Origin of the sequence: Micromonospora sp. NPDC048930 (assembly GCF_043197935.1) — a bacterium.
In the GTDB taxonomy this organism is placed as follows: Bacteria; Actinomycetota; Actinomycetes; order Mycobacteriales; family Micromonosporaceae; genus Micromonospora.
In genome coordinates this window covers 26717-53491 of record NZ_JBICUB010000027.1, presented here as the reverse complement: position 1 = coordinate 53491, position 26775 = coordinate 26717, and the positions used below count along the sequence as shown (strand labels likewise).

Here is a 26775-nt window from a genome sequence, read left to right as displayed (position 1 = left end):
TGAGCCGTATGGCTCCCCGCAGTAAGACCGCCGCTTCCACGAAGTCGCTTGCTTCGTCAGCTCGGGCAAAGTTGCGGGAACTGACACTCGAACTACCGTCGCCCTTCTCTGCGGACGCACTCTGTGCTGTCGTCAGCCGGCAACGTAACCGCCCGATTGTCATTCTGGAAGTCGACAACGTCGACGCCGACGCGCCATGCGGGCTCTGGATCGAGACCGATACCGCCGATTACGTGATGGTGGCCGAGGGTGCGACGAAAACGCATCGGGACCACATCGTGCTGCACGAGCTGGCCCATCTCCTTTACGACCATCAGGGCGCATTGGGAAAGGATTACCTGCATCTCAGCTTCCCGAACCTGAGCCCGGCAGTCATTCGGCGTGCCCTGGGTCGCGGTTCGTACGACGCCCACGAGGAGCGGGAAGCCGAAGTGTTTGCGTCGGTAGTTATGGAACTTGCGGTACGAGAGCAGGAAAGCCGTGCGGTGGGTCACGATCGCGAAGTGCTCGCTACCCTCCGGGACATATTTGAATGATCCACCTCGTCACCGGCGGTTGTCGGAATCCTCTGCCGCACTGGTTGGGGTATCCAGTCCTTCGATGGCGCGTACGTGCTCGACAATATCTGCGATATGACGCAAGCTCTTCGTCGACAGCCCCCCGAGCCGCGTGGCGACCCGTGAAATCCTGGCATCGCTGAGCAGCTTTACCGCGGCCAGCTCGTCGGCGATAGCGCGCGATTTCGCGTCGTCAAAGAAGTAGGCAGGCGACACGTCGAAAAACTTGGCGAGCGCTTCCAGGTGGCGCTTCGTAGGGTTGTCTCGCTCGCCTCGGCGTAGCAACCAAAGGTACGTCGCGGAAATTGTGGAGGTGCCTCCAGTCTTCGCCATTGCCGCAGCAACCTCTTCGTTGCTGTGGGGCGTTCCGTCTGGCCGGCGGATCGTGTCGAACAAGTTATTGATCTTGTCGGCTAGCGACCACCTCGTTCGATCAACGCCAGCCTCGTCACGTTCGCCCGGCTTGCTTGCGGCCATGATCCCCCTTGCTTCACGCGTCAACCGATGTGGATCGGATGTGGTTAGACCATCACATCAGTTGACACCCGTTGCCTACTTGAGTTTAAACTCAGGCCGAGGCGCCGCTCAACTGGTGTGAACCAGGCCGGGCGCGAGCTTCATGAGGGTAACGGGGGTAGAGGGAGCGATGAGGGGCCGCCGAGGTGGGGCGGCCTTCATCGCGCCCTCCGCAGTCGTCGGCCGCGCCGCTTTGCCTTCTGCCGCCCCCCGGGCATGTCCACTGGTCACTCGTGTGTGGCAAGTGGACGACCGTCGGGCGAAGCCGGGCGGCCTCGCTGCGCGGCCAGCACTACATGGGACGGTGATCTGTCAAGGAGTCGGAGGGCACCCGGGTAGCTCCCCTGCGGTTACGCTCTGATGTTTGGTCCGGCACTGATCGCGTATCAGGAGGTCTGGATGCTCTTGGCTCGGGCGCGTCTGTCACGGCGTCTGCGGGAGGCCAACGTTCCACCCCCGCCTGCTCCGTACACCGTGGACGCCTGGTGCGAGGCGATTGGCCGAGCACGCGGACGTGACCTGCGGGTCCATGACGTACGGCTGGGCGCTGACCTTCCGCCGGGGCTGCTCGTCAGGCGAGCCCACGTCGACCGCATCCTCGTCGACGAGGCGCTGCCCGCGCTCGCGCGGGCGCAGACCGTGTTGCACGAGGTCGCGCACGTCGTCCTCGAGCACGACGGTGACGTGCTGCACGACGACGTCGATCCCGCTGTGGAGGCCGAGGCCGAGCTGGCTGCCGACCTGCTGTACCGGCAGTTGACGCGCGCCGCATCCGCTACGGCTGCCGCGCACGCCGCTATGGACGTCTCCCGCATGAGGCTGCCCGGCGCGATGCCGGCGTGGTGGGCCGACCGGCGCCACGACTGGGATCTGCTGCAGTTGTGGATGACGCTGCGAGAGGGCATGCCTGATGTCGCGCTCGTCAGCACCAGCACCGCCGCGCCGGTCCCGGTCGAGATCCGTGGCAGTCGACAGCGCTACCGCACCGTAATTGAGATCCACGAGGCGCTTCGAGTGTTGCGGCCGTGGTGCAGTCGGCAGGTGTACGCCAGCGCGGCCCGACGCGCGCGACGTCACCGGCTCGATGCCGCCGCCGTGGCGGCCGTCGCGGAGGCTGCCACAGTCGCTGTCGCGCTGCGCCGCCGTCATACCTCGCTGCCGCCCGGCGCCGACGATTCGCCGCTGCTGTCCGAGCGCCATGACCCGCACGACGTGCGCGCCGAGGCCCGCCGGCTGGCCCGCATGGCCCGCGCGTTGCACGAGTCTCCGCTGGTCGCCGCGGAGATCGCCCGGCGGGTGCCGGTGGTCGCCGCCGTCGCCGCCGAAGACGCAATGTCTGACCCGACGCCCGTGGGCGGCACTCCGGTGATCTCACTAGCCGCGACGCCGCGGGACCGTTCGCCCAGCGCGGTGTAGCGGTAGCACCCGCGCTGCCGCGTGCAGCGGGGTGGGCTGCCACACCTGCGCGTGGCTGCGGAGCTGGCTGGGGAACATCTCGCCGCCGACCAGTGGACCGCTGCCCAGGGCGCAGCCGAGCCCGGCCAGTTCGCGCCGTTCGTCGTCGGTGGTGATCCCTGGTGCGATGACCGTGAGGTCCAAGTCGCTGGCGAGGTTCACGGCGGCGCGGATGACCGACCGGGCCGGCTGCCAGCCCGCGTCCAGGGCGTAGGCCGGATGCAGACGCAGGTAGCTCCACGTGGCGGCGTCGAGCGACTCGATCCCTCCGTGGCCGCTGCCATAGCTATCCAGCAGCAGCCGCACGCCGAACTGCCGCATCCGCTCGGCGCCGTCCAGTGCGTCCGGCTGCGGTGGCCGGCCGAGCGCCAGCACCAGCGACGTGCCCGCCACGGCATGCTCCCGCAGCAGGTCACGGGTTGTATCGGCGAAGCCGGGCGTGAGGGCGCCGGCCGGCACCGGCACGACCAACGCTGCGTCCGGCAGCGCGTCACGCCAGGTCGCCGCAGCCGACAGGGACCGCGCCACCACTTTCCCCGCCAGGGTCTCCAGACTGTCAGGATCATCGACGAGCTGGTAGGCGTAGTCGTCGGCGGTGAGAACCTCGTGTCGCGAGTACAGCCAGCGCGGTGTGGACTGCACCATGGCGATCCTGTCGCTGACGAGGTCGACAATCGGCTCGAACGAGATCGACATGCGTGCGTGCGACAGCTCACGGGCCAGTGACCACTCGCGTACCGGGCCCGACTGATACGACACCAGCCTGTCCTGACCTCGCCGGATAGCCCGCCACAACACTCGTTCGGCCGCGTCGAGCAGGCGTGGTCCAGGCGGGCCGGATGCCATCCCCGCGCTGGCCCGCACCACCAGCCGGCGCCCATCGACGTTGATCTCGCGGCGCAGCTCTGCCACCGCCCAACACGCCCGCTGGTAGGCGATGTCCGTCGTGACGTCCCCCATGACCAAGGCGAACGTCACGTCGCCCACGCGGGCTACCGCTGAGGTCGTGTCCCTCGGCAGCTGACACAATCGATCGGCGAGAGTCTTCAGCAGCGCCGAGGCCCGGTCCCTGCCGACCGCGTCGGCCAGGAAGTGGTAGTTCTCCAGGCGGATGACCACCGTATGGCACGACTCGCCGGACATCTCGCTGAGGCGATTCAGCAACGCGGCACGGTTCGGTATGCCGGTCTCGTCGTCGTGCGTCGCTGCTGCCTCGTGCTGCCGCGCCTCGGCCGCGAGCTGGCCGTAGGCATGCGCGAGGTCGACACTGGACGCTAGGGTCGCCGCGAAGGCTTGCAGAGCCGCGCGCTCCCGCACCGAGAGCGCATCACGCGGCCCATTCAGGTGCAGCCGCACAATCCCCTGCACCCCGTTGGCGTCGCCGCCGATCTCGTGCCGCACCACTGACCGCGGCCCGGCGACGTCGGGAGCCTCAGCGGCGGGCCCGTCAAAGACCACACGGGTCACACCGCCCTGCTGACTGGCGCGCACCAACCGCCGGCCGCCTGTGAGCTCGATGTCCGCCGCCCGAGCGCCGAACAGGTCGACCGCGCCGCCGGCCGCGGTGTGCAGCACCACGTCGAGGTCACGGGCGGTCAGGGCGTCGCTCAACGCGGCCAGGTGTTCCCAGGCCCGCCGCTCCTCACGAACCCGCAGCCGATAGGTGAGCGAGAGGTGCAGGATGAGCATCATCACCGGCAGCGCTACCAGCGCCCGCTTCTCCAGCCCGGTGACGACCGTAACCACACCGGCGATGCTGATCTCCGCGACAGCCACGCCCAGCCGGGTGAGCCACAGACCGCGCAGCACAACCAAGAACGGACGCCCGGTCGACAACGTCACCGCCGTTGTCGTGACCAGCTCCTCGAATACCACCACGACGAGTGCCGCGACGAGGAAGCCGAACAGATGACGCGAAAGCGACGGGGCAGTCGGCGCAGGCTCGCCAAGATGCGGACGGATGCCGAAGGCAAACATCACCGCACTAGCCAGCGCGGCGGCGATGATATCCATGCTGGTGTTGTGCACGACCTTGTGCGGGCAGAACGAGCGCGGGCGTCGCGCCAACAGTCGGGCCACAGTCAACCCGGCCGCCGCGCACACCACCACCCAAGGTGCTGGCAGCACTGACGCGCACACAAGGCACGCCGTTGGCGTCAGCGTGACCCGCATCGACAAACGCGGCTGCAACGGCACTGAGAACGCCGCGCCCATGGCCATGAGCGCGGCGCCCATCCACAGATACACGTGATGCTCAGGCGGCGGCGATCCCAAGTTTCCTAACGCCCACGCAACACACGCCAGCGCCGTCACGACCCCTGACGTGGTCAGCAGAACCAGCGCCCACCCGTCACGCCGGAACGACATCGATCAGTCCCCCGTGATCATCAACCCCAGCCCCCAGTCGAATAATCATCCACAGTAGCAGGTCGTTTACGGGGAGTTCAGTCCCACTCGACACCCTTACGCATGGCTACACCCTCCTTCCGCTGAGTTCGCGATAAGCGGAACATATCGCCATGCATCGGCATCGATCAAGACTAAAGAGTCGGATTGGTCGGTACATGCACACTGGGATCAAGCGTCATCGCGGACGGTAGTTGAGTTGTAGCGCCGGGCAGCTCTTCTCGACGCTTCCAGACAGCGGTCCTGAACCGGACCATGATGTGAGTTCTGTCCGCCGTAGCCAGTCGACGTCCGCAGTGGGGGAGACCACGGCAACGTGGCGTGGGCAACAGTGCGAGCGCCGGCCACGTGCTGCGGGCACCCTGCGTTCGGCTGACTGGATGGGGCCAGGGAGCAGATTTCCGGGCGGCAGGGACAGCGCTGTCAGGCCACCGGTTGTCTCACCATCCGCCGTGCCGGTTCGGAGTCGTCGCGAGCCTGATGGGCTGGGCCTGGGGAGGCCGGTCACGGGGCGGCTCATGTGTGGAGGGCTGAGGGTTGCCGGCGGCGAGCGAGTCGGAGGACGAGCCCGCTGCCGCCGGCAACGAACCGGCCGCCGTCCCTCACTGATGGGCGGCCGGGTGGGGTAGGCGTCGCACGGCGCCTACTGGGTGAGGGCTGCGGGGAGTTGACAGCCTCCCTGCGGCCCGGGTCTGTGCGCGGTTGCGGGAAGGCCGCTGGCCTCCGGCCGGGATTCGGGCGTGGTGGGCCGGGCGGCGGCACCTCGACCAGCCCAGACAGCGTGCTGCGGGTCAGCTCGCTCTGCGGGCGTGAATCGCCCTGCGTTCGTAGGAGCCGAGGACCACGGTGGGGTCGGTCATGAGGTTGAGGAACCGGTCGAGGTCGGCGTGGGTGACGTCGGGCCCTATCAGGGTCGGGCGGAGGTGGTCGACGGCGTCGGCGAGGAGCCGGCATCCGGGGCCGCCGCCGGTCCAGGTTTCGGTGGAGGTGTGGGTGCAGGCCTGGGCCATGCCGTTGCCGAGGAGCAGGGTGTCGACGTCGGTCGCCCAGGTGCCGCCGCCGTCGGCGCCGGCGATGGTGCGGTAGACGCGCCGCATGACGGTGTGGATCAGGCGAGCGTCGCCGTCGGGCGCCCGGAAGACTCGGGGCGGGGTGTCGGTGACGTCGGCCAGGACGAGCCAGCCGCCGGGCCGCAGTCGGGCGATCATCTGTTCCAACACCTCGGCCGGGTGCGGCAGCGCTCCGTACAGCCACCGGGCGACGACGAGATCGAAGCTGTCGGCTCCGCCGGGAAGCACGTCACCGTCCAGGTTCCGCTGGTAGACGTCGATGACGGGCGTCGGGTTGAGGTAGCTGGTGTCCTTGTCGACCGCGCTGACCGTGCCGTGCTGGCCGACGAGGCGGGCCAGACGGGCGGTGATTTCGCCGGTGCCGGCGCCGATCTCCAACACGCGGTGGCCGGGCCGGACGTCGAGCCTGTCCAACTCCTGCCGGATGATCGGGTCGAGCAGCTCGCGCAGCCGGGCAGGGCGTAGCTGGTCGTGCTGGATGGTCGCCATCGGGAATCCTCCGGGTGGATGAGGGTGTAGTGGGGGCGGCGGGCCGGCTCGTCGGGAAGGGTGTGCGGGTCAGCGGACGGCCGGGGTGCTGGCCATGGCGATGCGCCGCACGAGGTCGGCGGCCTCGTCGACCACGGCCTGCTGCTGGGGTGAGAGGGGCTCGACGGCATAGCCGGCGACCACAGCGGCGAGGGGGTCGGTGACGCCGGTGGTGGTGCCGGCGAGTGTTTCGAGGAACGCCCGGACGCAGTACGGGACGTACCACGGGTTGTAGCCGCCTTCGTGGGCGGCGACGAGCCGCCCGTTGCAGAGCCTGTCCGCGGCGTCGGTGAGCAGCCCGGTCATGGTCCGGTAGGTGTCGGCGGTGAGCATCTGCCTCGCCATCGGGTCGAACACGTTGGCGTCGAAGCCGGCCGCGAGCAGGACCAGGTCCGGCGCGAAACGGTCGAGGGCGGGAAGGACGACCTGGTTCATGGCGTACAGGTAGCCGGCGTGTCCGGTGCCGGGTGGTAGGGGCACGTTGACGGCGTAGCCGGTGCCGTCGCCGTCGCCGTTTTCGTGGGTCCACCCGGAGTCGGGTGGGAAGCAGTTGGCCTGGTGCAGGGAGATGGTGAGCACGCTCGGGTCGGTGTAGAAGATGGATTGGGTGCCGTTGCCGTGGTGGGCGTCGAAGTCCACCACCGCGATCCGCGCCAGGCCCAGCTCTGTTTGAGCGTGCCGGGCGGCGACGGCGACGTTGTTGAACAGGCAGAAGCCGATCGCCTGGTCGGCGGTGGCGTGGTGTCCGGGTGGGCGGGTCAGCGCGTACCCGTTGGTGATGTCGCCGTGGGCGACGGCGGTGACGAGTTCGATCAGCCCGCCGGCCGCCAGCCGGGCGATGTCGTAGCTGCCGTAGCCCACCGGGGAGAACCCGTCGCCGGCGTCCCCTCCTGAGCGCAGGTCGCTCTGCGCCTTGATGCGCTGGATGTGCTTCAGGGTGTGGACGCGCAGGAGTTCTGCCTCGGTGGCCCGGCGGGGTTCGATGACGGCCAGCTCGCCGAGCAGCCCCCAGGCGTGGATCAGCTCGTGCGTGCGCCGTTTGGCCTCGGGGTTCTCGACATGCACGCCGGGCTGGATACCGGCCGGCGGGTTCGCGGGCAGCAGCCCGGCGCTGGTGCCGGTGTCGTGCCACAGGTACTCGGGATGAAAGACGTAGCCGGTGAGGGTCATGTGGGTCGCCTCCGTGGCGCGGTAGACGGTGCCGGAACGAGGACGTCAGTGCGAGGCGGCTGATTCCGTGACGGCGGTGTTTCCGTGGGACGGGCGCGGGGACGCGGGATCGATGCCGCTGGTGGTGTGATGGCGGCGGTGATGTCGGCGACGAAGGCGTCGATCTGCCTGCGGGTGACGCCGGGCATGCAGATGACGTGGCTGACCGCGCCGTCGGTGGCCAGTAGCCACTTCTGCCGCACGGTGGCCGGTGGCGTGTCGAGGACGATGGTGAAGGCGTGCGGGTGCCGCCACGCTGGCCAGCCGGCGGCGGTGAGCCGGTCGACGGTGTAGGCGGCGAGCTGTCGTGCTTCGCTGGCGCGCCACCGGTGGCCTTCTCGGCCGTAGCTGGCGATGGCGTGCCACAGCAGGGCGGCGGCCAGGCCGCACCGGGATCCGCTGATCGTGGTGTCGGCGGTGTTGGTGTAGGTGATGTGCCCGCCGTGGATGCGGGCGGCTCTGTCGCGGATGAGCACGACGCCGCACGGCATGGGTACGCCGAGGAACTTGTGCCCGCTGATGGCGATGCTGCCGATGCCGCTGCCGTCGTCGATGCGCAGCTGGCCGTCGAGGGCGAGGGGGATACCGGACAGGGCCGCGTCGACGTGCAGGTGCCCACCCGGGCCGTGCGCGGCCAGGACGTCGCGGATACGGGTGGTGTCGTCCACCGCCTCGGTCATCGTCGTGCCAGCGGTGGCGACAACGATCGCCGGGCGGGTGGGGCGTCGCCGCACCTGCGCGGCGAGGTGCGCATAGTCCATCTCCCCGTCGGGGCGTGCGTTGATGACGACCGCCCGGGCACCGATGACGTCGACGATCTTGGGTATGGAGTAGTGCGCGGCGGCGGAGTAGTAGACGACCGCTCGCCGGTGGCGGCGGTGGGCGGCGTGGAGGGCAGCGAGGTTGCCCTCGGTGCCACCCGTGGTGACGTATCCCCACCGGTCATCCGGTGGCATGGCGAGGGTGTCGGCGAACCAGGCGACGACGGCCCGCTCCAAGGCCTTGGTGTGAGCGGCTCCGCCCGGGTCGGTCGCCGGGTCACCGATGTTGTTCCACAGCCGGTGACCGAGGCGGGCGACGACGTCGGTGTAGTCGAGGTCCACCGCGCCGGGAAACCCGATGCTCGTCGCCGCGGCGGCGTGGGCCCGGTCCACGAGGTGCTCGAGCACGGCCGGGACATCGATGTCCATCCGGCTCAGCTCCGCCACGACGGCGAGGTCGGCGACAGGGCTGGTGGTCACGCCGGCCGCCGGTCGGTGAGGTGGGCGGTGAGAACCCGGTGCAGGACCTCAAGCAGGGTCCATGTCTGGCGGGTGGTGTCGTCGCCCTGCTCAGTCAGGTTCGCGTACCGGTTGTAGTAGCTGATCCGGTCGGGGTCGAGGGTCTTGGTGCAGCGGATCCCCTCGTCGCCGACGGGCCGGTTGCGGTTCTGGTCCACATACAAGGCGGTGCCGTCAGTCAGCAGGGCGTAGCACTGGCCGCGCAGGTCGAACATCGACACCCCACCGCCGAGCCGCTGGTCCCGCACCTGCCGCGCCACCCGGTACCAGGGGCCCATCTCCGAGTCGAGCGTGGTCACCGCGACCCCGACGTAGACAGCGGAGGACGGCAGTGTCATGTCTCCCCCGTTGACCAGAGAGTTCTCCGGTCCGAGCGGATCCCACCGCCGCCCCACCCTGGCGGCGCGGGTGACGTTGTCGGTCGCAACCTCGACTAGGTCGACCAGAACCCGGTGCAGGTCATCCGACTCCGGCGACGACAGGAACAGACGGGTGGCCAGCTTCAACTCGAACCCGTGCGGCTGGTGCTCGGCCGGCACCACGTACAGCAGCCCGATCCCGTGCGGGCCGAGGGCATTGCCGCGATCGAGCCGCTCGTAGGCCGCCAGCACGTGGCCGACATTGGCCCGCTGCAGCCGGAACCCGACCTGCCGACGCAAGTGCGCCCACCATCGGTCCTCCGTTGTCACCGGCTCGTCGGCCGGCACCTGACCGGACACGCCCAACGATGCGGCAGCCGGGGCGCCGGGCGCGGACGGCGCGGCCGCGGTGTCGGGTGCGCGCGGGTAGTCGGGGGGCATTCGCGCCGCGCCGTAGCCACGTGGTGGAACGTGGGTGGCTGGGCTTGGGTATGCGGCGGGAGGTCCCGCCGGTGGGGATTCTGGTCGCCAGCCGGGATCCAGCGGGTCGACGCCGTAGTGACGGCCGGGTGGCGGCGTGGCCGCGTGAGTCATCATCCTCGCCCCTGGTCAGATCGAAACGTTCACGGCGTCGGGAACGGCGTGGGTCTTCGGGGTGCCTCGGCCGATACCGGCGTACACATCCGGGCGGAACCGGCGCAGGTGCCTGGCCCATACCCCGCCCACCACAGCGGCAGCGAGGATGATCACGGGCAGCAGGAACGGCAACGGCGACCCGGGTGCTGCGCCGAGTAGGGATCCGACGTTGCCGACCATCGCGGCCAGCACCACCACCCCACCGGCCAGGCCCAGCCCTGGCGCGAGTGTCCACGACCACAACCCGGGCCGCTGGCCCCGCACGTTCTCCTTCGCCGCCATCGTCGCGACCGACGCGGCCAGCAGCAGACACAACAGGCCCAACGCGCCCAGCGTCGACAGCCACGTGAACATCACGACGAGGGGGTCGGCGCGGGCCACAGTGAATGCGGCCACGAGCACCGCCGCGACCGCGGTCTGCACCAGCGACCCGCCCCGCGGTGCGCTCACCCGGGTGCCGCCGCTGGCCCGGGCGAGACCGGCGGGCAGGACTCCCTCGCGGGCCATCGCGAACACATACCGTGCGACCACCGAGTGGAAAGCCAGCATCGAGGTGAGGATCGCAAAGACCAACAACAGCTCCGCGAGGGCGACCCACACGCCGCCGACACGCTCCAGGACCACGAACGGCAATCCCGCCGCCGGATCCGCAGCCACCTCGGCGACAGTCTCGGGGCCGACCGCCACGCCCATCGCCCACGCCGCCAGGGCGTAAACCGCGCCGAGGATCACCACCGCGGCGATCGTCGCCTGGCTGATCGACCGCCGGTCCACGGCCTCCTCGGCGAAGCTCGCCGGCGCGTCAACGCCCATGAACGCCGCCACGCACAGGGCGACCGCCCCGCCGATACCGCCGACGGCCAGCCCCGAGGCGTTGAAGCCGTCCCAGGACACCTCGCCACCTGCCGGCTGCCCGAGCCCGGCGAGGACGAACACACCGACGACCAGCAGCGACGCGGCGAGCACAGTGGCTAGGACCAGGGTGGACAACGCGATCGCCCGCATCCCCAACAACCCGACGAGGGCCAGGGCGATACCCGCCCACACCCACCAGGTGCCGCCGAGCTGACCGGCCATCGTGGCGCCGAACAGCCCGTACAGGCTGGCCTGGATCGCGTTGTAGGCCACCAGGGCGACCAAACCCGCCGCCACACCCCAGCCCCGCCCGAGGCCGTTCGCGAGGATCGCGTAATACACCGCCGGATGCCCGAGCTGACGAGCCATCGCCGTGTACCCGACGGTCAACAGCGCCACCACGCCCGCGACCAGCACGAACGTCAACGCCAGCGCGGTCACCTTGGTGGTCGCGTACGTGGCGACGATGCCTCCGGCCAGCACCACCATTGGCGCGGACGCTGCCGAGCCGAACACCCACAGTCCGATCGGCGTCAACGTCCGCCGGGCGAGGGCCACTTGCGTATGAGTCGTGCTCACCGCTGCTGCCCTCGCTCCGGGGAGTTCGGGCACGACGCGCTACGGCAGCCGTCCACCGGGTGCCGGTTCACGTCGGCGGCGTTGGCGGGCACGACGTACACCGCTGCCGGCCGCACCGGGCCGCTACTCCAGTAGCTCTCGTCCCGGGCGAGCTGCCGTTCGGCCTCACTCTCGTTCGACGTGAACCCGAACAGGTCGTGGGCGCCGTCCGGCCACTCCCGCCGGATCGCGTACCCCCACGCGAACTCCTCCGACGTCACGTCTCCCGCGCCCGTGACGGCGGCACCAGTCCGCGCGGCGGTCAGCCATGCTGGCAACCACCGTCCAGCATTCAGCCGTCGTGGTGGCGACGAGGTGGCGCAACGAGTAGCTACGGTCGGCATGAGGGGTGCCTCCTTCGAATCGGGGTGCAACGAGGTAGCCCGCCGGACGTGAGGTCATCGCCCGCAGGTTGATCGACTTGGTGCGTTATTGGGGTGGTGCGGTATCGGTGGTCAGGGAGAACGCGGTGATGCCGCCGGCATCACCCGACCGCGAAACGGTGTCGCGCTCCGAGACAGGCGCACCCGGCGCGGCAGCCCGCCAGGCTGATCTCCGCCCGGCGGAGGCCGCCACATCCGCCACAGAACAGGGCCGCCCGGCTCCAGCAGAACCGGCGACCGCTGCTGATAACCGAGCCGAGCAAGCAGGCTGTCCCGAGGCCGGTCGCTGTCGACCTCCGCACACGACGGCAACCCATCAGCGTCCAGAAGACGGTGGTGGTCGGTCAGCAACGCGTTCGCGGCTGCGTCCTGCCCAGAACGGGCCGCGATCTGGGCGAGGTAGTGATGCGGCGTGTGCGGGTGCACCGCGTCGACGTAGGCGTGCAGCAGCGCGAACCGGGCCGCGTGCCGCCCGAGGAGCCGGTGCAGGTCGAACACCCACCCGGCCGCCGGCGGCGGTGGCTCCAACTGGGCGTACCACACCGCCACTGCGGCGTAGTCGTCGGTCGTGTCGACCTGGCCGTACTCCAACCCGTGCGTCACCACGAGATCCGCGTAGCGGTACAAGACCTCCGGGCGCTCGGCCGCATCCGGCACCAGCCAGGCTCCCACGGCATGGGCCATCAACGCATCAGCCACCACCGTCGACAGCGCGGCAAGGTCCTCGCCGGTAGCGCGGCGGACGGTCGTATCTATCAGCTTCACGTCGCTCCCCTCCGGAAGCGGTCGGCCCCACTGCCCCTGGGCGTCGCGTCCAGCGCAGGCTCCACGGCATTCGTGCTCGACGGGCGTGAGCGAGACACCCACAGCGCCGAATTGAGCGCGTGCTGAAAAGTCGCTGCGAGGTGCAGACAGCCCGGCTCCACACCTGCAGCGGGCAGACGAGTCCGAGCCGCCTCAATCAACTGCGGTGAGCCGCAGACATAGAACGCCTGCCCTGGCCGATAGTGAGACAAGGCCATGCTGAGCAGATCGCCTTGCGCGGCTGGCTCAACGTCACGGTCGTCGGAGAAGGCCAGCACGACTGTGAGCCAGTCACGCTGTGCCTGTGCAAGCTTGTCCAGCGCCACCGAGTCGTACAGGTCGAGCAGCGAACGTGCACCCACCACCAGGGTCACCCGCCGCTTGATCGGCGACGCGGCCACCTGCTCGACCAGCGCCCGTATCGGCGCAAGACCGGTACCACCCGCCGCCAACAACAGATCAGCCTCACCGGCTACCTCCAGCGACAGCCCGACATCGAACGCCGGCCCCAACCACAGCGACTCCCCCGGCGCCACGCGCTCGACCAGTACCGGTGACACCGCGCCCTCCGAGATTGCGCGGATGTGGAACTCCACCGTCCCGTCCGGGCGAGGAGCGTTCGCCGGCGAGTACCACCGCCACACCCCCGGCAGGCGAGGCGTGCACACCGGCATCGCCTGGCCAGGCAGGTAGCGAAGACGCCGCGTCGGCCGGACGGTCAACACCGCGACGCCATCTGCCGCCGCATCGCACGCCTCGACTTCGCCGACCGTGACATGAGGGCCATCGCCCATCGCCGCCGCCGTCCGCTCGGCCAGCCGGATCACCCGGCGGCAACCCCGCTCCCAGACACCGGCCAGCTCCGGCTCCCAGCTGGTACCCGCGAACCGGCGCACGGTGTCCACCATCGCCGCCGCGACCACCGTGCCGTGATAGGGGTACAGCCCGAAGCGCCGATACATGCGGCCCAGCACCGCCAGCCCTGCACGCCGGCCAGCCGGAGCGTCCCTGCTCGCGACCAGGTGCCCCAGCGTGGAGAAGAAGATCGGCGCGAGCTGGTGTGGGAGGAATCGCACGCTGCGGTCCTCCATGAACGACCAGAAGTGGTCGGCGGCGCGGTCGTGCGCGGCGAGGGCGCACGCGAGCGACTGTGCTGGATCAGTCATCGGCCCGGCTGCTCCTGGGACGACGAACTCCTGTGGGCAGGGCCCGCGGGCCGTGCAGTGGAGGGCCCTGAAGGCCGGATGGCTGGATGGCTGGAACGCAAGGTCGCAGTGGTATTGCCGCTCGTCTGCGCCTTGACGGTTCGGTGGTGCGGGTTACGTTCGTCGGGCCCTCCGCACGACCTTCGAGGGACGCTGCGGCGGCTCTGCTGTCCGGGGAAGGGCAACCGAGAGGATTGAACGCCCGGTCGTCGGCCGGGAGGAACCACTTCATCCGCCGCATTTCATCCCTCCTCGTTCACCTGCCGGGCATTGACGGGTAGCTCGCTGCAAGTCAACGATCACGCAACGACACGGAGCTGGGAATGCCGACCTTCGGTCCGACTTCAGGTACTGACTTGCGGTCCGACCAGTAGGTGACCTGCGAAAACGTGTCGGACCGACAGCTGCGCCAAGATCATCCCCCGGGCTGGCGGGGTTACATTGACCTCACCCCGGCCGGCCATCCGTCGATCGGGCGTACGTGGTCCCTGGAGGCTGCCGGTGAACCGTCCCAGTCCGTACGTCCGCCGACGATGGCTTGGACGCGAGATCCGTCGCCTGCGTGAGGAACATGGCCTGACGGGCGAGTCGATCGCCCGTGCTGTTGGGTTTCCGCGGCAGCAACTCAGCGCGCTGGAGAACGGGCATCTTGGGCCTGACATCGACCTCGTCAGCGGGATCTGCGACTACCTCGCGGTCGGGGTGAACCGGCGAACAACCATCATGGACGCGGCGGCCGACGGTTGGACGCGCGGATGGTGGGCAGCCGACGCCGAACGGATGGGCATCCGGCAGGCCATCTACGCCGATCTGGAAAGCGGCACCAAGACCATCACCGAGTACGCCATGGCCCTGATTCCCGGCTTGCTTCAGACGCCCGCGTTCGCCGATGCGCGGCTACGCAGCGACCCTGCCCGCCACGGCGACAGGTTCGACCCTGCCGCCGCGGTCGCCGCCCGCGCACGTCGGCAGAGCCTGGTGCTCGCCGCGGGCGGGCCGCGGTACGAGGCCGTCATTGACGAGATCGCGATCCGACGACGCGCGGCCGACCCCGTAGTCGTCGCCGAGCAGCTTCGGCACGTCGTCGCCGTGTGCGCGAACGATCCATCCGTGACCGTCCAGGTGCTACCTCTCGATGCATCGATCAGGGGTCACAGCGCCCCCCGGTCCGCGTACTCGATCTACCGCTACCGCGACTCGTACGGTTCACAGGCCGTCGCGGTCGACACTCTGACCCACGACGTGATCCACACCGAACCGGGCGAACTGGACCCCTATTTGAGCCTGCACAGCCGACTCAAGGCCGCCGCCCTCTCACCCGAATCAAGTATCCGTCTCCTCCGCGCCGCGGCGGAGAACCTGACACCCACCGAAGGAGTCCCGGCATGACACCCCAGCACACCTGGCGCAAGTCCAGTTACAGCGACGACGGCAACTGCGTCGAGGTTGCCTACACCCACGAACCGGTCCTGGTACGCGACTCGAAGAACAGTGCTGGGCCGGTGCTGCGGTTCGACCCGGAACAGTGGCACGCCTTCATGGAGGGCGTCCGTGATGGCGGATTCGTATCCCCGGCCGTGACGGAGAGGCACAAGTACCTCTAGCGTCACGACTCGGGCGGGTCCAGCACCCAGGAGGCCGAGATCGGCCACCCTGCCTCGGCGACGCCGCCCGGGACTTCCTTGACTCTGAGTGTGCCCGCCACCACGCTGGCGGCAGCGGGCCGCGCAACGCTAATACGGCCCTGGCTGAGGGTGCCGGCGAGCGCGCCGGGGCATCTGCATGAGTCCAGTCAGGTACACGGGGAGGAGGTGTCGGTGCCTCGTCATCCGGAGACGATGATCAGGCCCAACACGCTACTCACCGAGAGACGTGCGGGCCTGCCATCGCCCCGGCGGCCCGGCCAGCGCATGTCCCGGACCGAACTGGCCGATGCTGTTAACGCCGCCCTGGATCAGCTCTACCCGGGCCGGGACCTCGCCGCTCACTACGTCGACCACCGGTGGGTGGGCAAGCTGGAACGCGGGGAGCACCGCTGGCCCAGCGAGGAACGCCGTGCCGCCCTACGGCTCGCCCTCGGCGCCGCCACCGACACCGATCTCGACCTCTACAGCCCTCGGCGCTCCGCCAGCAGGCGGACGGACGAAGTTGAGCGGGAGCAGGTCGCTCGGTCCGGTCCACGGCCCGACCTGCTGCCCGACGGCGATCTGCTGCAACTCGGAACCCCCACGCCTGGACGCCAGCTGCTGCCCGACGGTGACCGTTCCCTGTGCCGCACGATCTCGGCCCCGACAGGACAGCACTTCCCTGGAGCGGCGATCGACGTCGAGATGTACCCGGCGGTCGACGACGGCCGCGTCCTCGCCACGATCACCAATGCCGACACAGAACAGAGATGGCGCCGTTCCGTTCAGCGGCGGCTCATTCTCGGGCATGTCGACAAACCGGATCGTGTCGGTGTCTTCGCGCTGGACTCTCGGCGGGCGTTTCGGCATCTGGTCGAAGCCGGTCGGGATGCCCGCCTGCTCATCCCTCGCGTGTACCAGCTCGACGCGATCACTGCCGGGGTTCTGTGGGCGGTGGCGAACCTCGACCTGTCGCTACTGCTGGACGACGCCCGGTTGGACGCCGCCCAGGCCGCCGCATCCACGTACAGGGACATGGCCAGGTCGGCCGCAAGCCGCGACATCGCCGAAGACTTGGATTCGGTGTCACGGCTGTGGATCGGATCGGCATTCTGCGCCGACCACATCCGCCGCCACTACCATCTCCTGTCCGACGTGCCCGTCTACTGGACGCGGGAGCAAAGCGGGGAGGAAGCCAGCACGTGGCTGCTGTTCCGACACAAGCTGCGGTACCTGCGCGAGACCGCCGAACGGTTCCGAAGCGCGTCCAAGCCGATGACCAGGATGTTCTGCCTTCCCCCGCACGCGGTGGCCGCCTCGTCGACGTCTGAACGGATCCTGCTGCTGCTCGCCGTGGCATTGATGGAATCCCTCGGGATTCACACCGCGGTCACCGACGACCCGGAGTACGCTGCGCTGCCCGGACTCGTCATGGACAAGCAGCGTGCGATCATAGCCACCTGGATTCGCGCCGATGACGTCTGGCACGTTGATGTCGCCGACCACCGCAACACCGTCGCCGCCTACCGTGACGCCCTCGGCCATGTGCAGGCTCATTCCGTCACGGCCGGCGACACGCCCGGCGGACGGCTCCGCCACCTAGCCGACTACTTGAGCCTCGACTGGCCCTGGCTGCAAGGCCGCTGTGCCGACCTCGGCCAGTACGGCTTCGCGGGCCTCGCCGAGCCCCGCAGCCGTCTACTTTCCCTCGACGGCGTCGACCAAGCATGCCGCTTCATCGGCACCCTGCCGTACTAGGCTCCTGCGCACCACGCCGCGACCGCCGGAAGGAACTGCCGTGTCCTCGACCCCGACAACGCCCGGGCCGAAGGTGGTGGTGTTCGGCCTTGGCGGCACGATCGCCATGACCAGCGGCACCGGCGAAGGCGCCAGTCCCACGCTGTCCGCACGCGACCTGGTTGACGCCGTACCAGGGCTGGCCTCGACCGGAATCGACATCGAGGTGGTGGACTTCCGCCGACGCCCGGGGGCGTCCCTCACGTTCGCAGACGTGGCCGCGCTCGCCACCGCGGCGACCCACGAACTCGCCGCGGGCGCCACCGGAGTGGTCGTCACCCAGGGCACCGACACGATCGAGGAGACCGCGTACCTGCTCGACCTGCTACACCACCGACCCGAGCCCGTGGTCGTCACCGGCGCGATGCGCAACCCCACCATGGCCGGCGCCGACGGACCCGCCAACCTCCTCGCCGCCATCCAGACCGCTGCCTCACCGACCGCCCGGCACCAAGGCTGCCTCGTCGTTCTCGCCGACGAGATTCACGCCGCCCGCTGGGCCGCCAAGACCCACTCCACCAACGGCGCCACCTTCCGCTCACCGGATACCGGCCCCCTCGGATCCGTCATGGAAGGCGCCGCAAGGCTGCTGACCCGCGTGCCGTGCCGGCTCACCATCCCTACCCCGAGTCAGGCCGAACGCGCCCGTGTCGGCCTCTACACCGTCAGCCTCGACGAGGATCCCACCCTCCTCGACGCAATCGGACGGCACTGCGACGGCCTCGTCGTCGCCGGATTCGGAGTCGGCCACGTACCCGAACCCCTCGTCGACACCCTCACCACCCTCGCCGAACGAATCCCCGTCGTCCTCGCCTCCCGCACGCCGGCCGGCCCGACGCTCACGCGCACCTACGGCTTCCCCGGCTCCGAACGCGACCTCCTCGCCCGCGGGCTCATCCCCGCAGGCTGGCTGCACCCCTACAAAGCCCGCATCCTGCTCCGCACGCTCCTCGCCGCTCAAGCCAAGCCGCAGGACATCGCCCCAGCATTCGCCGTTGCGGGCAACCTGGATGAACCGTCCTCCTGGCCCTGGCCGACACCAACCCTGACCGACGACCGAACGGAGGCAACAGCGGCGCATGCGTAGCCACAACCTGACCCCAGGACGGATGATCGGTGTGGTCTTCGATCACGGCGACGACTTCTTCACCGCCCTCGCCGACGCCTGCCGCGCCCACGACATCAAGCAGGGATACGTTCCGATGTTCATCGCCGGCCTGTCCACAGCCAAGATCGTCGGCACGTGTCAGCGCCTCGACAACCCCGGGGCCCCGGTCTGGACGCACGTCGACCTGACCAACGTCGAAGCACTCGGCGGCGGCACCATCGCCTGGGACGACACCACCCAGAAGATCCGCCCTCACATACACATCACCGCCGGGCTCAAGGAACACAGCGCCACTGCTCACACCAGCCACCTGCTGGACGCCACTGTCCAATTCCTCACCGAGATGCTCATCATCGAGATCAGCTCACCGGACATGCGCCGGCTACCGAACACCGACCTGTACGACGTACCACAACTCCGCTTCGGCTAACGATCCCCAACGTTGCCCACGGAGGAGGGCACAGATGCCCCGCCACCCCGACACCGTCATCACACCCAACACGCTGCTCACCGAAGCCCGTCGCCGCCTGACGTCACCGCAGCGACCCGGCCAACGCATGTCCCGGGCCGAACTGGCCGATGCCGTCAACGCAGCACTCGATCAGCTCTACCCGCGCACGGACCTCACCGCGCACTACGTAGATCATCGCTGGGTGGGCAAGCTGGAGCGTGGGGAGCACCGTTGGCCCAGTGAGGAACGTCGCGCCGGGCTGCGGCATGTCCTCGGCGCCGCTACCGACGCCGAACTCGGCCTCTACAGCCCACGGCGTACCGGCGGCATGTCGGCTCCTGGTCATGAGCGCGAAGCCCCAGACAACAGTTCGCTGGCCGATCTGCTTCCCGTAAACGATCTGCTCCAGGTCGTAATGCCCACTGTTGGGCGCCGAGTTGGCCACGCCGCCGTGAGTGATCTGGCCGCCCGAGTCCATCGACTGCGACTGGCTGATGACGTCCTTGCCGGTGGCGACCTTATCGCTCCTGCCTTTCGCGAACTGCGGGCTGCGACGAAGCTGTACCGGGAGACGTCCCATACGGAGACGGTTGGACGCGGGCTGCTGGTCCAAGTAGGCGAGCTGGCGCAGATCGCGGGTTGGATCGCCTCCGACGCAGGGTTCGCCTCGCTAGCCGAGCGTACGTACCGGCTGGGTGCATCGGCCGCCCGGCAAGCCGGCGACCGATCGCTGGCCGCGAACTTGCTCGGGTCGCTGGCCTACCAGCATGCGAACACCGGTCGCGAACGACTCGCCGTTGATCTCGCCCGAGCCGCGTTGCGGGAAGCCGGACCGGAAGCACCTGCCGAGGCCCGAGCATTGTGTTTGGACCGTCTGGCATGGGCCTATGCCCGGGTCAAGGACCCACAGCCGGCTCTGCGCGCGCTCGGAGAGGCGCACGATGCACTACTTCGCAGGCGCGATGGTGATGCGCCTCGTTGGGCGTACTGGGTCAGCCAGGATGAGCTGGACGTCATGGACGGTCGTGTGTTCACAGAACTCCAACGGCCACTCAAGGCTCTACCGCTACTGTCGAGGGCTCTGGAAGGCTACGACGCGACGCACGCCCGCGAGGTGGCGCTCTATCTGTCGTGGTTGGTCGTCGCCTACGCCGATGCGAAGGAGCCAGAGGCAGCTGCTTGCGCAGCAGCGCGCATGCTCGATCTCACCGAAGGCCTGCCCAGCGCGCGAGTTGCCCACCGGGCGTGCCACGTCATGGAGAGGATGATCCCCTTCCGCGGTGTCACCGAAGTACGTGCGCTGCTTGCGGACCGTTGGGCGCCAGGCCGAGGGAAGGCGTAGGTGCCTCGCCATCCGGCGTCGGGTGGGGCACCGCACTTGATGGAGAGCCACAGCTGATCAGACGAGCCGTCACTCACGGCGCGCATTCGCGCGGGCTTGGTTATGCGGTATCGGCTCGCGGTGCAGGAGTCGGCTTGGGTCGGCGAAGGCGAACACGCACACTCGTACTACCGCGGTAGACATTGACTACTTCGAAACCCGCCGGTGTGAGGTCTGCGGTGGCTTCCAGCTTGCCGACCCAACGGAAGTTGACGTAATGGGCGGTGAGGTCGCGGCCCGAGTAAATCCGGTCGAGCGCCGCGTTGACCGCATCGGCCAGCTCGCTGCGGGACATGCGCTGGCCAGGACGCATCCGCGAGGGTAGACGTTGCCGGGCGCCGCTGAGCACGGTGTTCGGCTTGATCATGGTGTCCGGATGGCGAGGCACCGTCTCCTCCCTCGACCAACATGCCGGCCCTGCCGACTATGCCACCGGCTGTCTAGATCATCCACCTCCCATGCATCCGCGCTCGGAAGCGACACGGGTTGAGAGCGAAGTCGGACCGTAAGTCGGTATTCCCGCACCGGTCACCATGGGTGATCGTGTGAGGCGTACTCGGTAAGGCTCGGTGCGGCAGCCGGCCTTCACAGCCCTCTTGTAGGCGTTACGGGAGAGCAAGCGTCGCTGCTCGATCGGCAGCGGCAGCCAGCCAGATAGCTGAGGTAGGACGACATGACAACCACAAGCGAGCAGCGTGCTCAGGATCCCGCGACGTTGCGTGCGGTGATGGTGTCCGAGCTACGCGAGGACACCATCACTTCAGAGGCCGTGGCCGCTGCGTTTTCGGTCGTGCCACGTCACCTTTTCGCTCCCGGTGAGCCGCTGGAGGCGGTGTACGACTCGAACACTCCGCTGGTGACGAAGAGCGGTCCGGACGGTACGGCGCTCAGTTCGGTCTCCGCGGCGCACATCCAGGCTGTGATGCTGGAGCAGGCCGAGATCGAGCCGGGGATGCGGGTGCTGGAGATCGGCTCGGGCGGGTACAACGCGGCCCTGATCGCGGAGCTGGTTGGTCCTGATGGCTCGGTGACGTCGGTGGATATCGATCCGGAGATCGTCGCTCGGGCCCGCGCCTGTCTGCAGGCGGCAGGTTACGAGCGGGTGCGGGTGGTGCAGGCCGATGCTGAGCACGGCGTGCCGGAGCACGCGCCGTATGACCGGATCATCGTCACGGTGGGGGCGTGGGACATCCCGCTGGCTTGGATCGACCAGTTGTCTGAGCGGGGCAGGGTCGTAGTTCCGCTGCGGTTCGCCGGGCTGTCCCGCTGCGTCGCGTTCGACCGGTCCGGGACGGGGTTGGTCAGCCGCAGTTACTGCCTTGGTGGTTTTGTGCCGATGCAGGGCGAGGGCACGTTCAGCGAGACGCTGGTGCCGATCAACGGTGAGGCGACGCTGCGCCTCGACGGACCGGACCCGGGCTTCGACGTGCCGGCGCTGCGCAAGGCGATCCACGGGCCGAGGATCGAGCGTTGGTCTGGGGCGGCGTTCGACCTGCCCGACGAGCTGGAGTTGTTTGTGGTGACCAGCGTGCCGCAGGTGCCGTTTCTGTACGCCAGCCAGAACCTGGTGGATCAGGGGGTGTTCACTCCGGCGGTGACCTACGGCGCGGCCGTCCTGGTCGAGGGCGGCAGTTTCGCCTACCGGACGAAGCGGGAGAACGAGGATCTCGGCGGGTGGGAGAGCGGTGTCTTCGCGTACGGGCCGCACGCCGAGGCGGTCGCGGAGCGGTACGTCGGGCTGCTGCGTCGCTGGGCCGCGGACTACCGGCGTCGCGGGGCCGCGCGCATCGAGTACATCCCCACGCGTGCGGGCAAGGCCGCGCCGGCCGGGTGGTACGCGGCGAAGCGCCACGGCGTCGTCGCGGTTTCCTGGCGCTGACAGCTACCGGCGCCTCGACCGGGGTGCCGGAGGATCACAACCCCTCGAAGGAGGCCGCCATGTCGATCATGACCGAGGACAGGACCGCCCCAGCCGCGCCACGCGTGAACGGTAGCGAGGACGAGTTCGGTCCGGATGACTGGGAGTTGGACGTCACGTTCGTCGAGTCCGGTGAGGGCATCGACAAGCTGATCTACATGACCAACGACGGGTGCGGCAAGACCTGCCAGTCCGCCTGCAGCACCACCTGCCCGAAGTAGGTCGAGATCCCGGGGCGTCTGGCCGTGCGGTGCTCCGCACGGTCAGGCGCCTCACGTTCAGGGGAGGAAGCGTGTATCGGCACCTGGACGCGCTGGTGGTGCGCGCTGCGGTATGCCCTCCGGACCGCTCGTCTGGCGGGTGGCCGGACCTGACCGAGTCGGCGGCCGGTGCAACGTCGTGGCGGCCGTGGTTGCAGCAAGCCCTCGCGGTGCCGGAATTCGCCGCCGCGTTGGAGCAGGCCAGCCCGGTGCTCGCCGAGCGCGTCCGCGCGATCTGCGACGGCCGCTCGGTGGGTGGGCGTGAGGCGCGCCGGGTGGTGGTGTCGGTCCTGCGGTACCTGCTGCGGGCGCGCGGACGGGCGACACCCTATGGCCTGTTCGCCGGGGTCGCCCCTGCCCACCTCGCGCCGACCGCAGGGGTCCGGATCGGTGGCGGACACCGAGCGGTGGCGCGGGTACGGGCGCAGTGGCTGGCTGCCCTGATCGGCCGCCTGGAGGCCGACCCGGTGCTCCTGCCGCACCTGACGGTCCGCGCCAACAACCTCCTGACCTGCCACGACGACCAGATCGTGCTGGAGCATCGCCCCAACCAGGCTCCCGGCGAGACGGTCACCCACGTGCACGTGCGCGCCACCGGACCGGTGCGCGCCGCGCTGGCCGCGGCGAGGGATCCGATCCGGCTGGAGGATCTGGCCGGCAAGCTCGCCACCGACCACCGTGTCCCCACCAGCACTGTGCATTCGATGCTCGCGGAGATGGTGTTGCAGCGTCTGCTCCTGACTCATTTGCGGCCAGCGACCACCTCCACCGACCCGTTGTCCGTCGTTACCGCGGGCCTCGAACAGGTGGTGGCCGATGCCGACGACAGCACCGCGGGCCACGGCAGGCTCGCCCAGGCACGCGCCACGCTCGGCATGCTGCGAACCCTCGTCGAGCAGTCGGCGCAGCACAACGCGTCGCCACACGGCACCGGGGAGCAGCGCATGCGGCTCGCCGCGACGATGGCCGCCCTGCACCGTACCGACGAGTCGCCCGTCGTAGTCGATGTCCATGTGGACGTCGATCTGCGCGTTCCGGAGGCTGTCGCCGTTGAAGCCGTGACAGCAGCCGGCGTTCTCACCCGCCTCGCTGCTCCCGGCCGTGCCGGGTGGGCGGCGTGGCACCGCCGTTTCCTGGAGCGCTACGGGCCGCACACGTTGGTTCCGGTCCGTGACGCGGTGGACGCCGATATCGGCCTCGGCTATCCCGCCGGCTACCGGGGTGCCCCGCCTGTTCCGCCCGTGGCCCTGACACCACGAGATCGGAAGCTGCTGGCCCTGGCCCAGGAGGCAGCGCTACGACGCCAGCACGAGGTCATGCTCGACGACTCCATGATCCGCGACCTGGCCGGCGAGGAGCCGATCACGCAGGTCCAGCCCAGCACCGAGCTGACGGTCGCCGTTCACGCCCGCACCATGAGGGAACTCGATCAGGGTGACTTCCGGCTCGCGGTCGTCGGCGTATCCCGCAACGCCGGTACCACCACCGGCCGGTTCCTCGACCTGTTCAACCCGGCAGACCGGGCGCGGATCGCCGGCCAGTACGCGACCCTGCCAACCACGACTCGCGGTGCCCTGCTCGCCCAGGTGTCGGCAGTGACCCCGTACACGATCACCGAGGACGTGGCCCGCGCCCCGCAGGTGATGCCGCACCTCATCTCGCTCGGGGAGTACCACGACAACGCACCCGACCGGATTGGGCTGGACGACATAGCCGTCACCGCCGACGCCGACCGCGTATACCTGGTGTCTATCTCCCGGCGCTGTCCGGTGGAGCCGATCGTGCTCAACGCGGTCGAGCAGGTCCACTACACCCTGCCGATCGTGCGGTTCCTCGCCGAAGCCTCCACCGCCTCCACCGCCTTCACCGCGCCGTGCAGCGCGTTCGACTGGGGCGTCGCGAACGGGCTGCCGTTCCTACCCGCCCTGCGCTACCGGCGGACCATCCTGTCGCCCGCGCGCTGGCTGCTGCAGGCCGCCGACCTGCCCGCTCCCGCCGCCGGATGGCGGCAGTGGATCCAGGCCGTGGCCGCGTGGCGCGACACGGCCGGGTGCCCTCCGGCGGTCTATCTCGGTGACGGCGACCAGCGCATCGGCCTGGACCTGGCCAAACCCGCACACCAGGCACTGCTGCGCGACCACCTCAGCCGCACCACGACCGCGGTGCTGCGCGCCACACCGCCACCGGACGCCGCCGGGTGGATCGACGGGTACGCACACGAGATCGTCATCCCCCTCGCGTCGACGGTCGACCCAGCGCCACCGCCCCGGCTGCTCGCCACCGCGCCGATGATCGATGTCCGCGAGCACGGGCACCTCCCCGGCAGCGGTGATCACCTTTACGTCAAGCTGTACGGTCACCCCGACCGACAGTCCACGATCCTCACCCGGCACCTGCCGTCCCTGCTCCAACAGCTGAGTCCACGGGTCCGGTGGTGGTTTCTCCGCTACGGCGATCCCGAACCGCACCTGCGGCTGCGGCTGGCCGGCGACGCGAGCAGCGTCCTGGTCGGCGAGTGGGCGCAGGACCTTCGCCGCGCCGGCCTGATCGCCCGGGTGCAGGTCGACACCGACTACCCCGAGACGGCCCGCTTCGGCGGCCCCACCGCCAGCACAGCGACCGGGGACGTCTTCGCGGCCGACTCGGCAGCCGCGCTCGCGCAACTCGCCGCCGACGGCGACCGCAGACCGGCATCCGATGTCCGCGCGGTGACCGCCGCAAGCCTGCTGGACATCACCACCGCCCTCATCGGCGACACGGCCCTGGGCATGCAGTGGCTGATCGACCACGCGCGCCCGCACCGGCCCGCTCCACCCCGCGACGTCTACGACCACGCCGTCCGGCTGGCCAACCCCGACCGCTCAGGACTGGCCGAGCTTCCTGGCGGCGAAGAAGTCCGCGCCGCATGGGACCGGCGCCGCCGGGCGTTGACCACCTACCGCGACACGCTGCGAACCGTCGCGGTCACTCCCGCGGCCGTGCTGCCCGACCTGCTCCACCTCCACCACACCCGCATGATCGGGCCCGACCCGGACAGCGAACGCACCTGCCTGCACCTGGCCCGCGCCGCCGCGCTGAGCTGGACCGCCCGAGCAAGGAGCCGCACATGACCCCCACGCACCCGGCGGCGCTCGCGGCAGCCACTGCGGTCGCCGAGGCGCTGGCCGACCCGCAGGCCATTCAACGCGAGACATTGGATGGGCGGGCCCGGCCGCAGTCCCTCGCGGGCGGCGCGGTCGGCATAGCGCTGCTGCACATCGAACGCGCCCGCTCCGGCCACGGCGACGATGCTCTCGCCCACGCCTGGCTGAAACTCGCCGCATCCCAACCGATCAGCGCGGGCAACAACGCAAACCTGTTCCACGGCGCACCGGCCCTCGGCTTCGCCCTGCACGCCGCCAGCACGACCCGGTACCGACGAACCCTGGCCGCGCTCGACGACACCACGATCGCGCTCACCCGGACGCGCCTGGCCACCGCCCACACCCGCATCGACCGGGGCGATCCACTCCTGATGCGCGAGTTCGATCTGATCCACGGCCTGACCGGGCTCGGCGTCTACCACCTGCACCGCCACCCCGCGCACCCCGTCACCCGCGACGTGCTGGCCTACCTGGTCCGCCTCACCCACCCCCTCCCCGGCCGACCCGGCGTCGAGGACGTGCCGCCGTGGTGGATGCCGGTGGGCCTGTCCGGCGAGCCCCACCCGAACTACCCCCAAGGGCACGGCAACATCGGGATCGCCCATGGCATCGGCGCGATCATCGCTTATCTGTCCCTCTCCATCCTCCACGACGTGCCCGCAGCCGGCGTCCGTGACGCGCTCGCCCGGCTCTGCGCCTGGACCGACCAGTGGCGCCACCACGACACCACCGGCCCCTGGTGGCCCGGCTACCTCACCCTCGACCACACCCGCCGCCTCGAACCACCGCAACGCCCCCGGCCATCCTGGTGCTACGGCATCGCCGGCACCGCCCGCGCCCAGCAACTGGCCGGCATCGCCCTCGGCGACACCAATCGGCAAGCAACAGCCGAGAACGGAATGCTCGCCGCGCTCCGCGACCCAACCCAACGCGCCCTGCTACCCGAAATCGGCCTGTGCCACGGGAAAGCCGGTCTGCTCCAGGCCGCCTTCCGCATGGCTGTCGACGCCCGCAGCCCGGCGTTGGCCGCCGAACTGCCCGACCTGGCAGCTCAACTCGCCACCCAACTGGCCCAGCCGATGACCGATCCCGAACTCATGGACGGCGCCGCCGGAGCCGCCCTCGCGCTGCACACCGTCGGCACCGGCGCCGCACCCGCCTCCGCCTGGGACGCGGTCCTCCTGCTGGCCTAACGATTCCCCCACGCCTCT

General features: G+C 69.5%; 23 protein-coding genes. 12 read left to right on the top strand and 11 right to left on the bottom strand.

Annotation, left to right across the window (positions count from 1 at the left end):
* Positions 1-8: 8 nt before the first annotated feature.
* On the top strand, positions 9-536 hold the full coding sequence (locus tag ACGFI9_RS35910) for a hypothetical protein (protein ID WP_393185329.1): 528 nt from the start codon (positions 9-11) through the stop codon (positions 534-536).
* Positions 537-545: 9 nt separating this feature from the next.
* Here the strand turns inward: ACGFI9_RS35910 and ACGFI9_RS35905 are convergent, their stop codons facing one another.
* Positions 546-1034 carry a helix-turn-helix domain-containing protein gene (locus ACGFI9_RS35905; RefSeq protein WP_393185327.1) on the bottom strand — a complete coding sequence of 163 codons (489 nt, stop codon included), beginning with the start codon at positions 1032-1034 and terminating at the stop codon, positions 546-548.
* Between the two features lie 399 nt (positions 1035-1433).
* Between ACGFI9_RS35905 and ACGFI9_RS35900 the strand changes: the two genes are divergently transcribed.
* The gene (locus ACGFI9_RS35900) at positions 1434-2489 is read left to right on the top strand and encodes a DUF6545 domain-containing protein (protein WP_393185326.1); all 1056 of its coding nucleotides are present in this window, start codon (positions 1434-1436) and stop codon (positions 2487-2489) included.
* Here the strand turns inward: ACGFI9_RS35900 and ACGFI9_RS35895 are convergent.
* The 9 genes from ACGFI9_RS35895 to ACGFI9_RS35855 form a co-directional block, all read right to left on the bottom strand.
* Positions 2448-4895, bottom strand: coding sequence for an EAL domain-containing protein (locus ACGFI9_RS35895; protein ID WP_393185324.1), 2448 nt, complete (start codon positions 4893-4895; stop codon positions 2448-2450). The genes ACGFI9_RS35900 and ACGFI9_RS35895 overlap by 42 nt on opposite strands.
* Before the next feature lie 830 nt (positions 4896-5725).
* Positions 5726-6493, bottom strand: a complete 768-nt coding sequence (locus tag ACGFI9_RS35890) for a class I SAM-dependent methyltransferase (protein WP_393185322.1) — start codon at positions 6491-6493, stop codon at positions 5726-5728.
* A gap of 69 nt (positions 6494-6562) precedes the next feature.
* Positions 6563-7702, bottom strand: a complete 1140-nt coding sequence (locus ACGFI9_RS35885) for a class II histone deacetylase (RefSeq protein WP_393185320.1) — start codon at positions 7700-7702, stop codon at positions 6563-6565.
* Positions 7699-8931: a histidine decarboxylase gene (locus tag ACGFI9_RS35880; RefSeq protein WP_393185361.1), complete on the bottom strand. Its 1233-nt coding sequence runs from the start codon at positions 8929-8931 to the stop codon at positions 7699-7701. The genes ACGFI9_RS35885 and ACGFI9_RS35880 overlap by 4 nt, the downstream gene beginning before the upstream one ends.
* A 47-nt stretch (positions 8932-8978) precedes the next feature.
* On the bottom strand, positions 8979-9680 hold the full coding sequence (locus ACGFI9_RS35875; RefSeq protein ID WP_393185318.1) for a hypothetical protein: 702 nt from the start codon (positions 9678-9680) through the stop codon (positions 8979-8981).
* A gap of 309 nt (positions 9681-9989) precedes the next feature.
* Positions 9990-11483: an APC family permease gene (locus ACGFI9_RS35870; protein ID WP_393185316.1), complete on the bottom strand. Its 1494-nt coding sequence runs from the start codon at positions 11481-11483 to the stop codon at positions 9990-9992.
* The gene (locus ACGFI9_RS35865; RefSeq protein ID WP_393185314.1) at positions 11447-11710 is read right to left on the bottom strand and encodes a hypothetical protein; all 264 of its coding nucleotides are present in this window, start codon (positions 11708-11710) and stop codon (positions 11447-11449) included. Before ACGFI9_RS35865 ends, ACGFI9_RS35870 begins: the two co-directional genes overlap by 37 nt.
* A 234-nt stretch (positions 11711-11944) precedes the next feature.
* On the bottom strand, positions 11945-12637 hold the full coding sequence (locus ACGFI9_RS35860) for an N-acetyltransferase (RefSeq protein WP_393185312.1): 693 nt from the start codon (positions 12635-12637) through the stop codon (positions 11945-11947).
* Positions 12634-13842 (bottom strand): FAD-binding oxidoreductase, encoded by a 1209-nt coding sequence (locus tag ACGFI9_RS35855; RefSeq protein ID WP_393185310.1) that lies wholly within the window; start codon positions 13840-13842, stop codon positions 12634-12636. Before ACGFI9_RS35855 ends, ACGFI9_RS35860 begins: the two co-directional genes overlap by 4 nt.
* Positions 13843-14382: 540 nt before the next feature.
* Between ACGFI9_RS35855 and ACGFI9_RS35850 the strand changes: the two genes are divergently transcribed.
* The 6 genes from ACGFI9_RS35850 (at position 14383) to ACGFI9_RS35825 (ending at position 20204) form a co-directional block, all read left to right on the top strand.
* Positions 14383-15270, top strand: a complete 888-nt coding sequence (locus ACGFI9_RS35850; protein WP_393185308.1) for a Scr1 family TA system antitoxin-like transcriptional regulator — start codon at positions 14383-14385, stop codon at positions 15268-15270.
* Positions 15267-15485, top strand: a complete 219-nt coding sequence (locus ACGFI9_RS35845; RefSeq protein WP_393185306.1) for a DUF397 domain-containing protein — start codon at positions 15267-15269, stop codon at positions 15483-15485. Before ACGFI9_RS35850 ends, ACGFI9_RS35845 begins: the two co-directional genes overlap by 4 nt.
* A gap of 90 nt (positions 15486-15575) precedes the next feature.
* Positions 15576-17264 (top strand): hypothetical protein, encoded by a 1689-nt coding sequence (locus ACGFI9_RS35840; protein ID WP_393185305.1) that lies wholly within the window; start codon positions 15576-15578, stop codon positions 17262-17264.
* Between the two features lie 40 nt (positions 17265-17304).
* Entirely contained in the window at positions 17305-18390 is a 1086-nt protein-coding gene (locus ACGFI9_RS35835; protein ID WP_393185303.1) for an asparaginase, read from the top strand.
* Positions 18383-18841 carry a PPC domain-containing DNA-binding protein gene (locus tag ACGFI9_RS35830; RefSeq protein ID WP_393185301.1) on the top strand — a complete coding sequence of 153 codons (459 nt, stop codon included), beginning with the start codon at positions 18383-18385 and terminating at the stop codon, positions 18839-18841. The genes ACGFI9_RS35835 and ACGFI9_RS35830 overlap by 8 nt, the downstream gene beginning before the upstream one ends.
* A gap of 34 nt (positions 18842-18875) precedes the next feature.
* Positions 18876-20204 (top strand): hypothetical protein, encoded by a 1329-nt coding sequence (locus tag ACGFI9_RS35825; RefSeq protein ID WP_393185299.1) that lies wholly within the window; start codon positions 18876-18878, stop codon positions 20202-20204.
* A 100-nt stretch (positions 20205-20304) separates the two neighbouring features.
* Here ACGFI9_RS35825 and ACGFI9_RS35820 read toward each other — a convergent pair whose 3' ends face one another.
* Entirely contained in the window at positions 20305-20610 is a 306-nt protein-coding gene (locus ACGFI9_RS35820; RefSeq protein ID WP_393185297.1) for a hypothetical protein, read from the bottom strand.
* Between the two features lie 306 nt (positions 20611-20916).
* Between ACGFI9_RS35820 and fxlM the strand changes: the two genes are divergently transcribed.
* From fxlM to ACGFI9_RS35800, 4 genes are all read left to right on the top strand, one after another.
* The gene (fxlM, locus tag ACGFI9_RS35815; protein WP_393185296.1) at positions 20917-22122 is read left to right on the top strand and encodes a methyltransferase, FxLD system; all 1206 of its coding nucleotides are present in this window, start codon (positions 20917-20919) and stop codon (positions 22120-22122) included.
* A gap of 59 nt (positions 22123-22181) precedes the next feature.
* Entirely contained in the window at positions 22182-22382 is a 201-nt protein-coding gene (locus ACGFI9_RS35810) for an FxLD family lanthipeptide (protein ID WP_393185295.1), read from the top strand.
* 71 nt (positions 22383-22453) lie between these two features.
* Positions 22454-25531, top strand: coding sequence for a lantibiotic dehydratase (locus tag ACGFI9_RS35805; protein ID WP_393185293.1), 3078 nt, complete (start codon positions 22454-22456; stop codon positions 25529-25531).
* Positions 25528-26757, top strand: a complete 1230-nt coding sequence (locus tag ACGFI9_RS35800; protein ID WP_393185291.1) for a lanthionine synthetase C family protein — start codon at positions 25528-25530, stop codon at positions 26755-26757. The genes ACGFI9_RS35805 and ACGFI9_RS35800 overlap by 4 nt, the downstream gene beginning before the upstream one ends.
* The last annotated feature ends 18 nt before the right edge of the window (positions 26758-26775 follow it).

What these genes read in the sequence shown, in the direction of transcription:
- ACGFI9_RS35910 (WP_393185329.1), top strand. Translation starts at nt 9, where the DNA reads ATGGCTCCCCGCAGTAAGACCGCCGCTTCCACGAAGTCGCTTGCTTCG.
- ACGFI9_RS35905 (WP_393185327.1), bottom strand. Translation starts at nt 1,034, where the DNA reads ATGGCCGCAAGCAAGCCGGGCGAACGTGACGAGGCTGGCGTTGATCGA.
- ACGFI9_RS35900 (WP_393185326.1), top strand. Translation starts at nt 1,434, where the DNA reads ATGTTTGGTCCGGCACTGATCGCGTATCAGGAGGTCTGGATGCTCTTG.
- ACGFI9_RS35895 (WP_393185324.1), bottom strand. Translation starts at nt 4,895, where the DNA reads ATGTCGTTCCGGCGTGACGGGTGGGCGCTGGTTCTGCTGACCACGTCA.
- ACGFI9_RS35890 (WP_393185322.1), bottom strand. Translation starts at nt 6,493, where the DNA reads ATGGCGACCATCCAGCACGACCAGCTACGCCCTGCCCGGCTGCGCGAG.
- ACGFI9_RS35885 (WP_393185320.1), bottom strand. Translation starts at nt 7,702, where the DNA reads ATGACCCTCACCGGCTACGTCTTTCATCCCGAGTACCTGTGGCACGAC.
- ACGFI9_RS35880 (WP_393185361.1), bottom strand. Translation starts at nt 8,931, where the DNA reads ATGGACATCGATGTCCCGGCCGTGCTCGAGCACCTCGTGGACCGGGCC.
- ACGFI9_RS35855 (WP_393185310.1), bottom strand. Translation starts at nt 13,842, where the DNA reads ATGACTGATCCAGCACAGTCGCTCGCGTGCGCCCTCGCCGCGCACGAC.
- ACGFI9_RS35845 (WP_393185306.1), top strand. Translation starts at nt 15,267, where the DNA reads ATGACACCCCAGCACACCTGGCGCAAGTCCAGTTACAGCGACGACGGC.
- ACGFI9_RS35830 (WP_393185301.1), top strand. Translation starts at nt 18,383, where the DNA reads ATGCGTAGCCACAACCTGACCCCAGGACGGATGATCGGTGTGGTCTTC.
- ACGFI9_RS35825 (WP_393185299.1), top strand. Translation starts at nt 18,876, where the DNA reads ATGCCCCGCCACCCCGACACCGTCATCACACCCAACACGCTGCTCACC.
- ACGFI9_RS35820 (WP_393185297.1), bottom strand. Translation starts at nt 20,610, where the DNA reads ATGATCAAGCCGAACACCGTGCTCAGCGGCGCCCGGCAACGTCTACCC.
- fxlM (WP_393185296.1), top strand. Translation starts at nt 20,917, where the DNA reads ATGACAACCACAAGCGAGCAGCGTGCTCAGGATCCCGCGACGTTGCGT.
- ACGFI9_RS35810 (WP_393185295.1), top strand. Translation starts at nt 22,182, where the DNA reads ATGTCGATCATGACCGAGGACAGGACCGCCCCAGCCGCGCCACGCGTG.
- ACGFI9_RS35800 (WP_393185291.1), top strand. Translation starts at nt 25,528, where the DNA reads ATGACCCCCACGCACCCGGCGGCGCTCGCGGCAGCCACTGCGGTCGCC.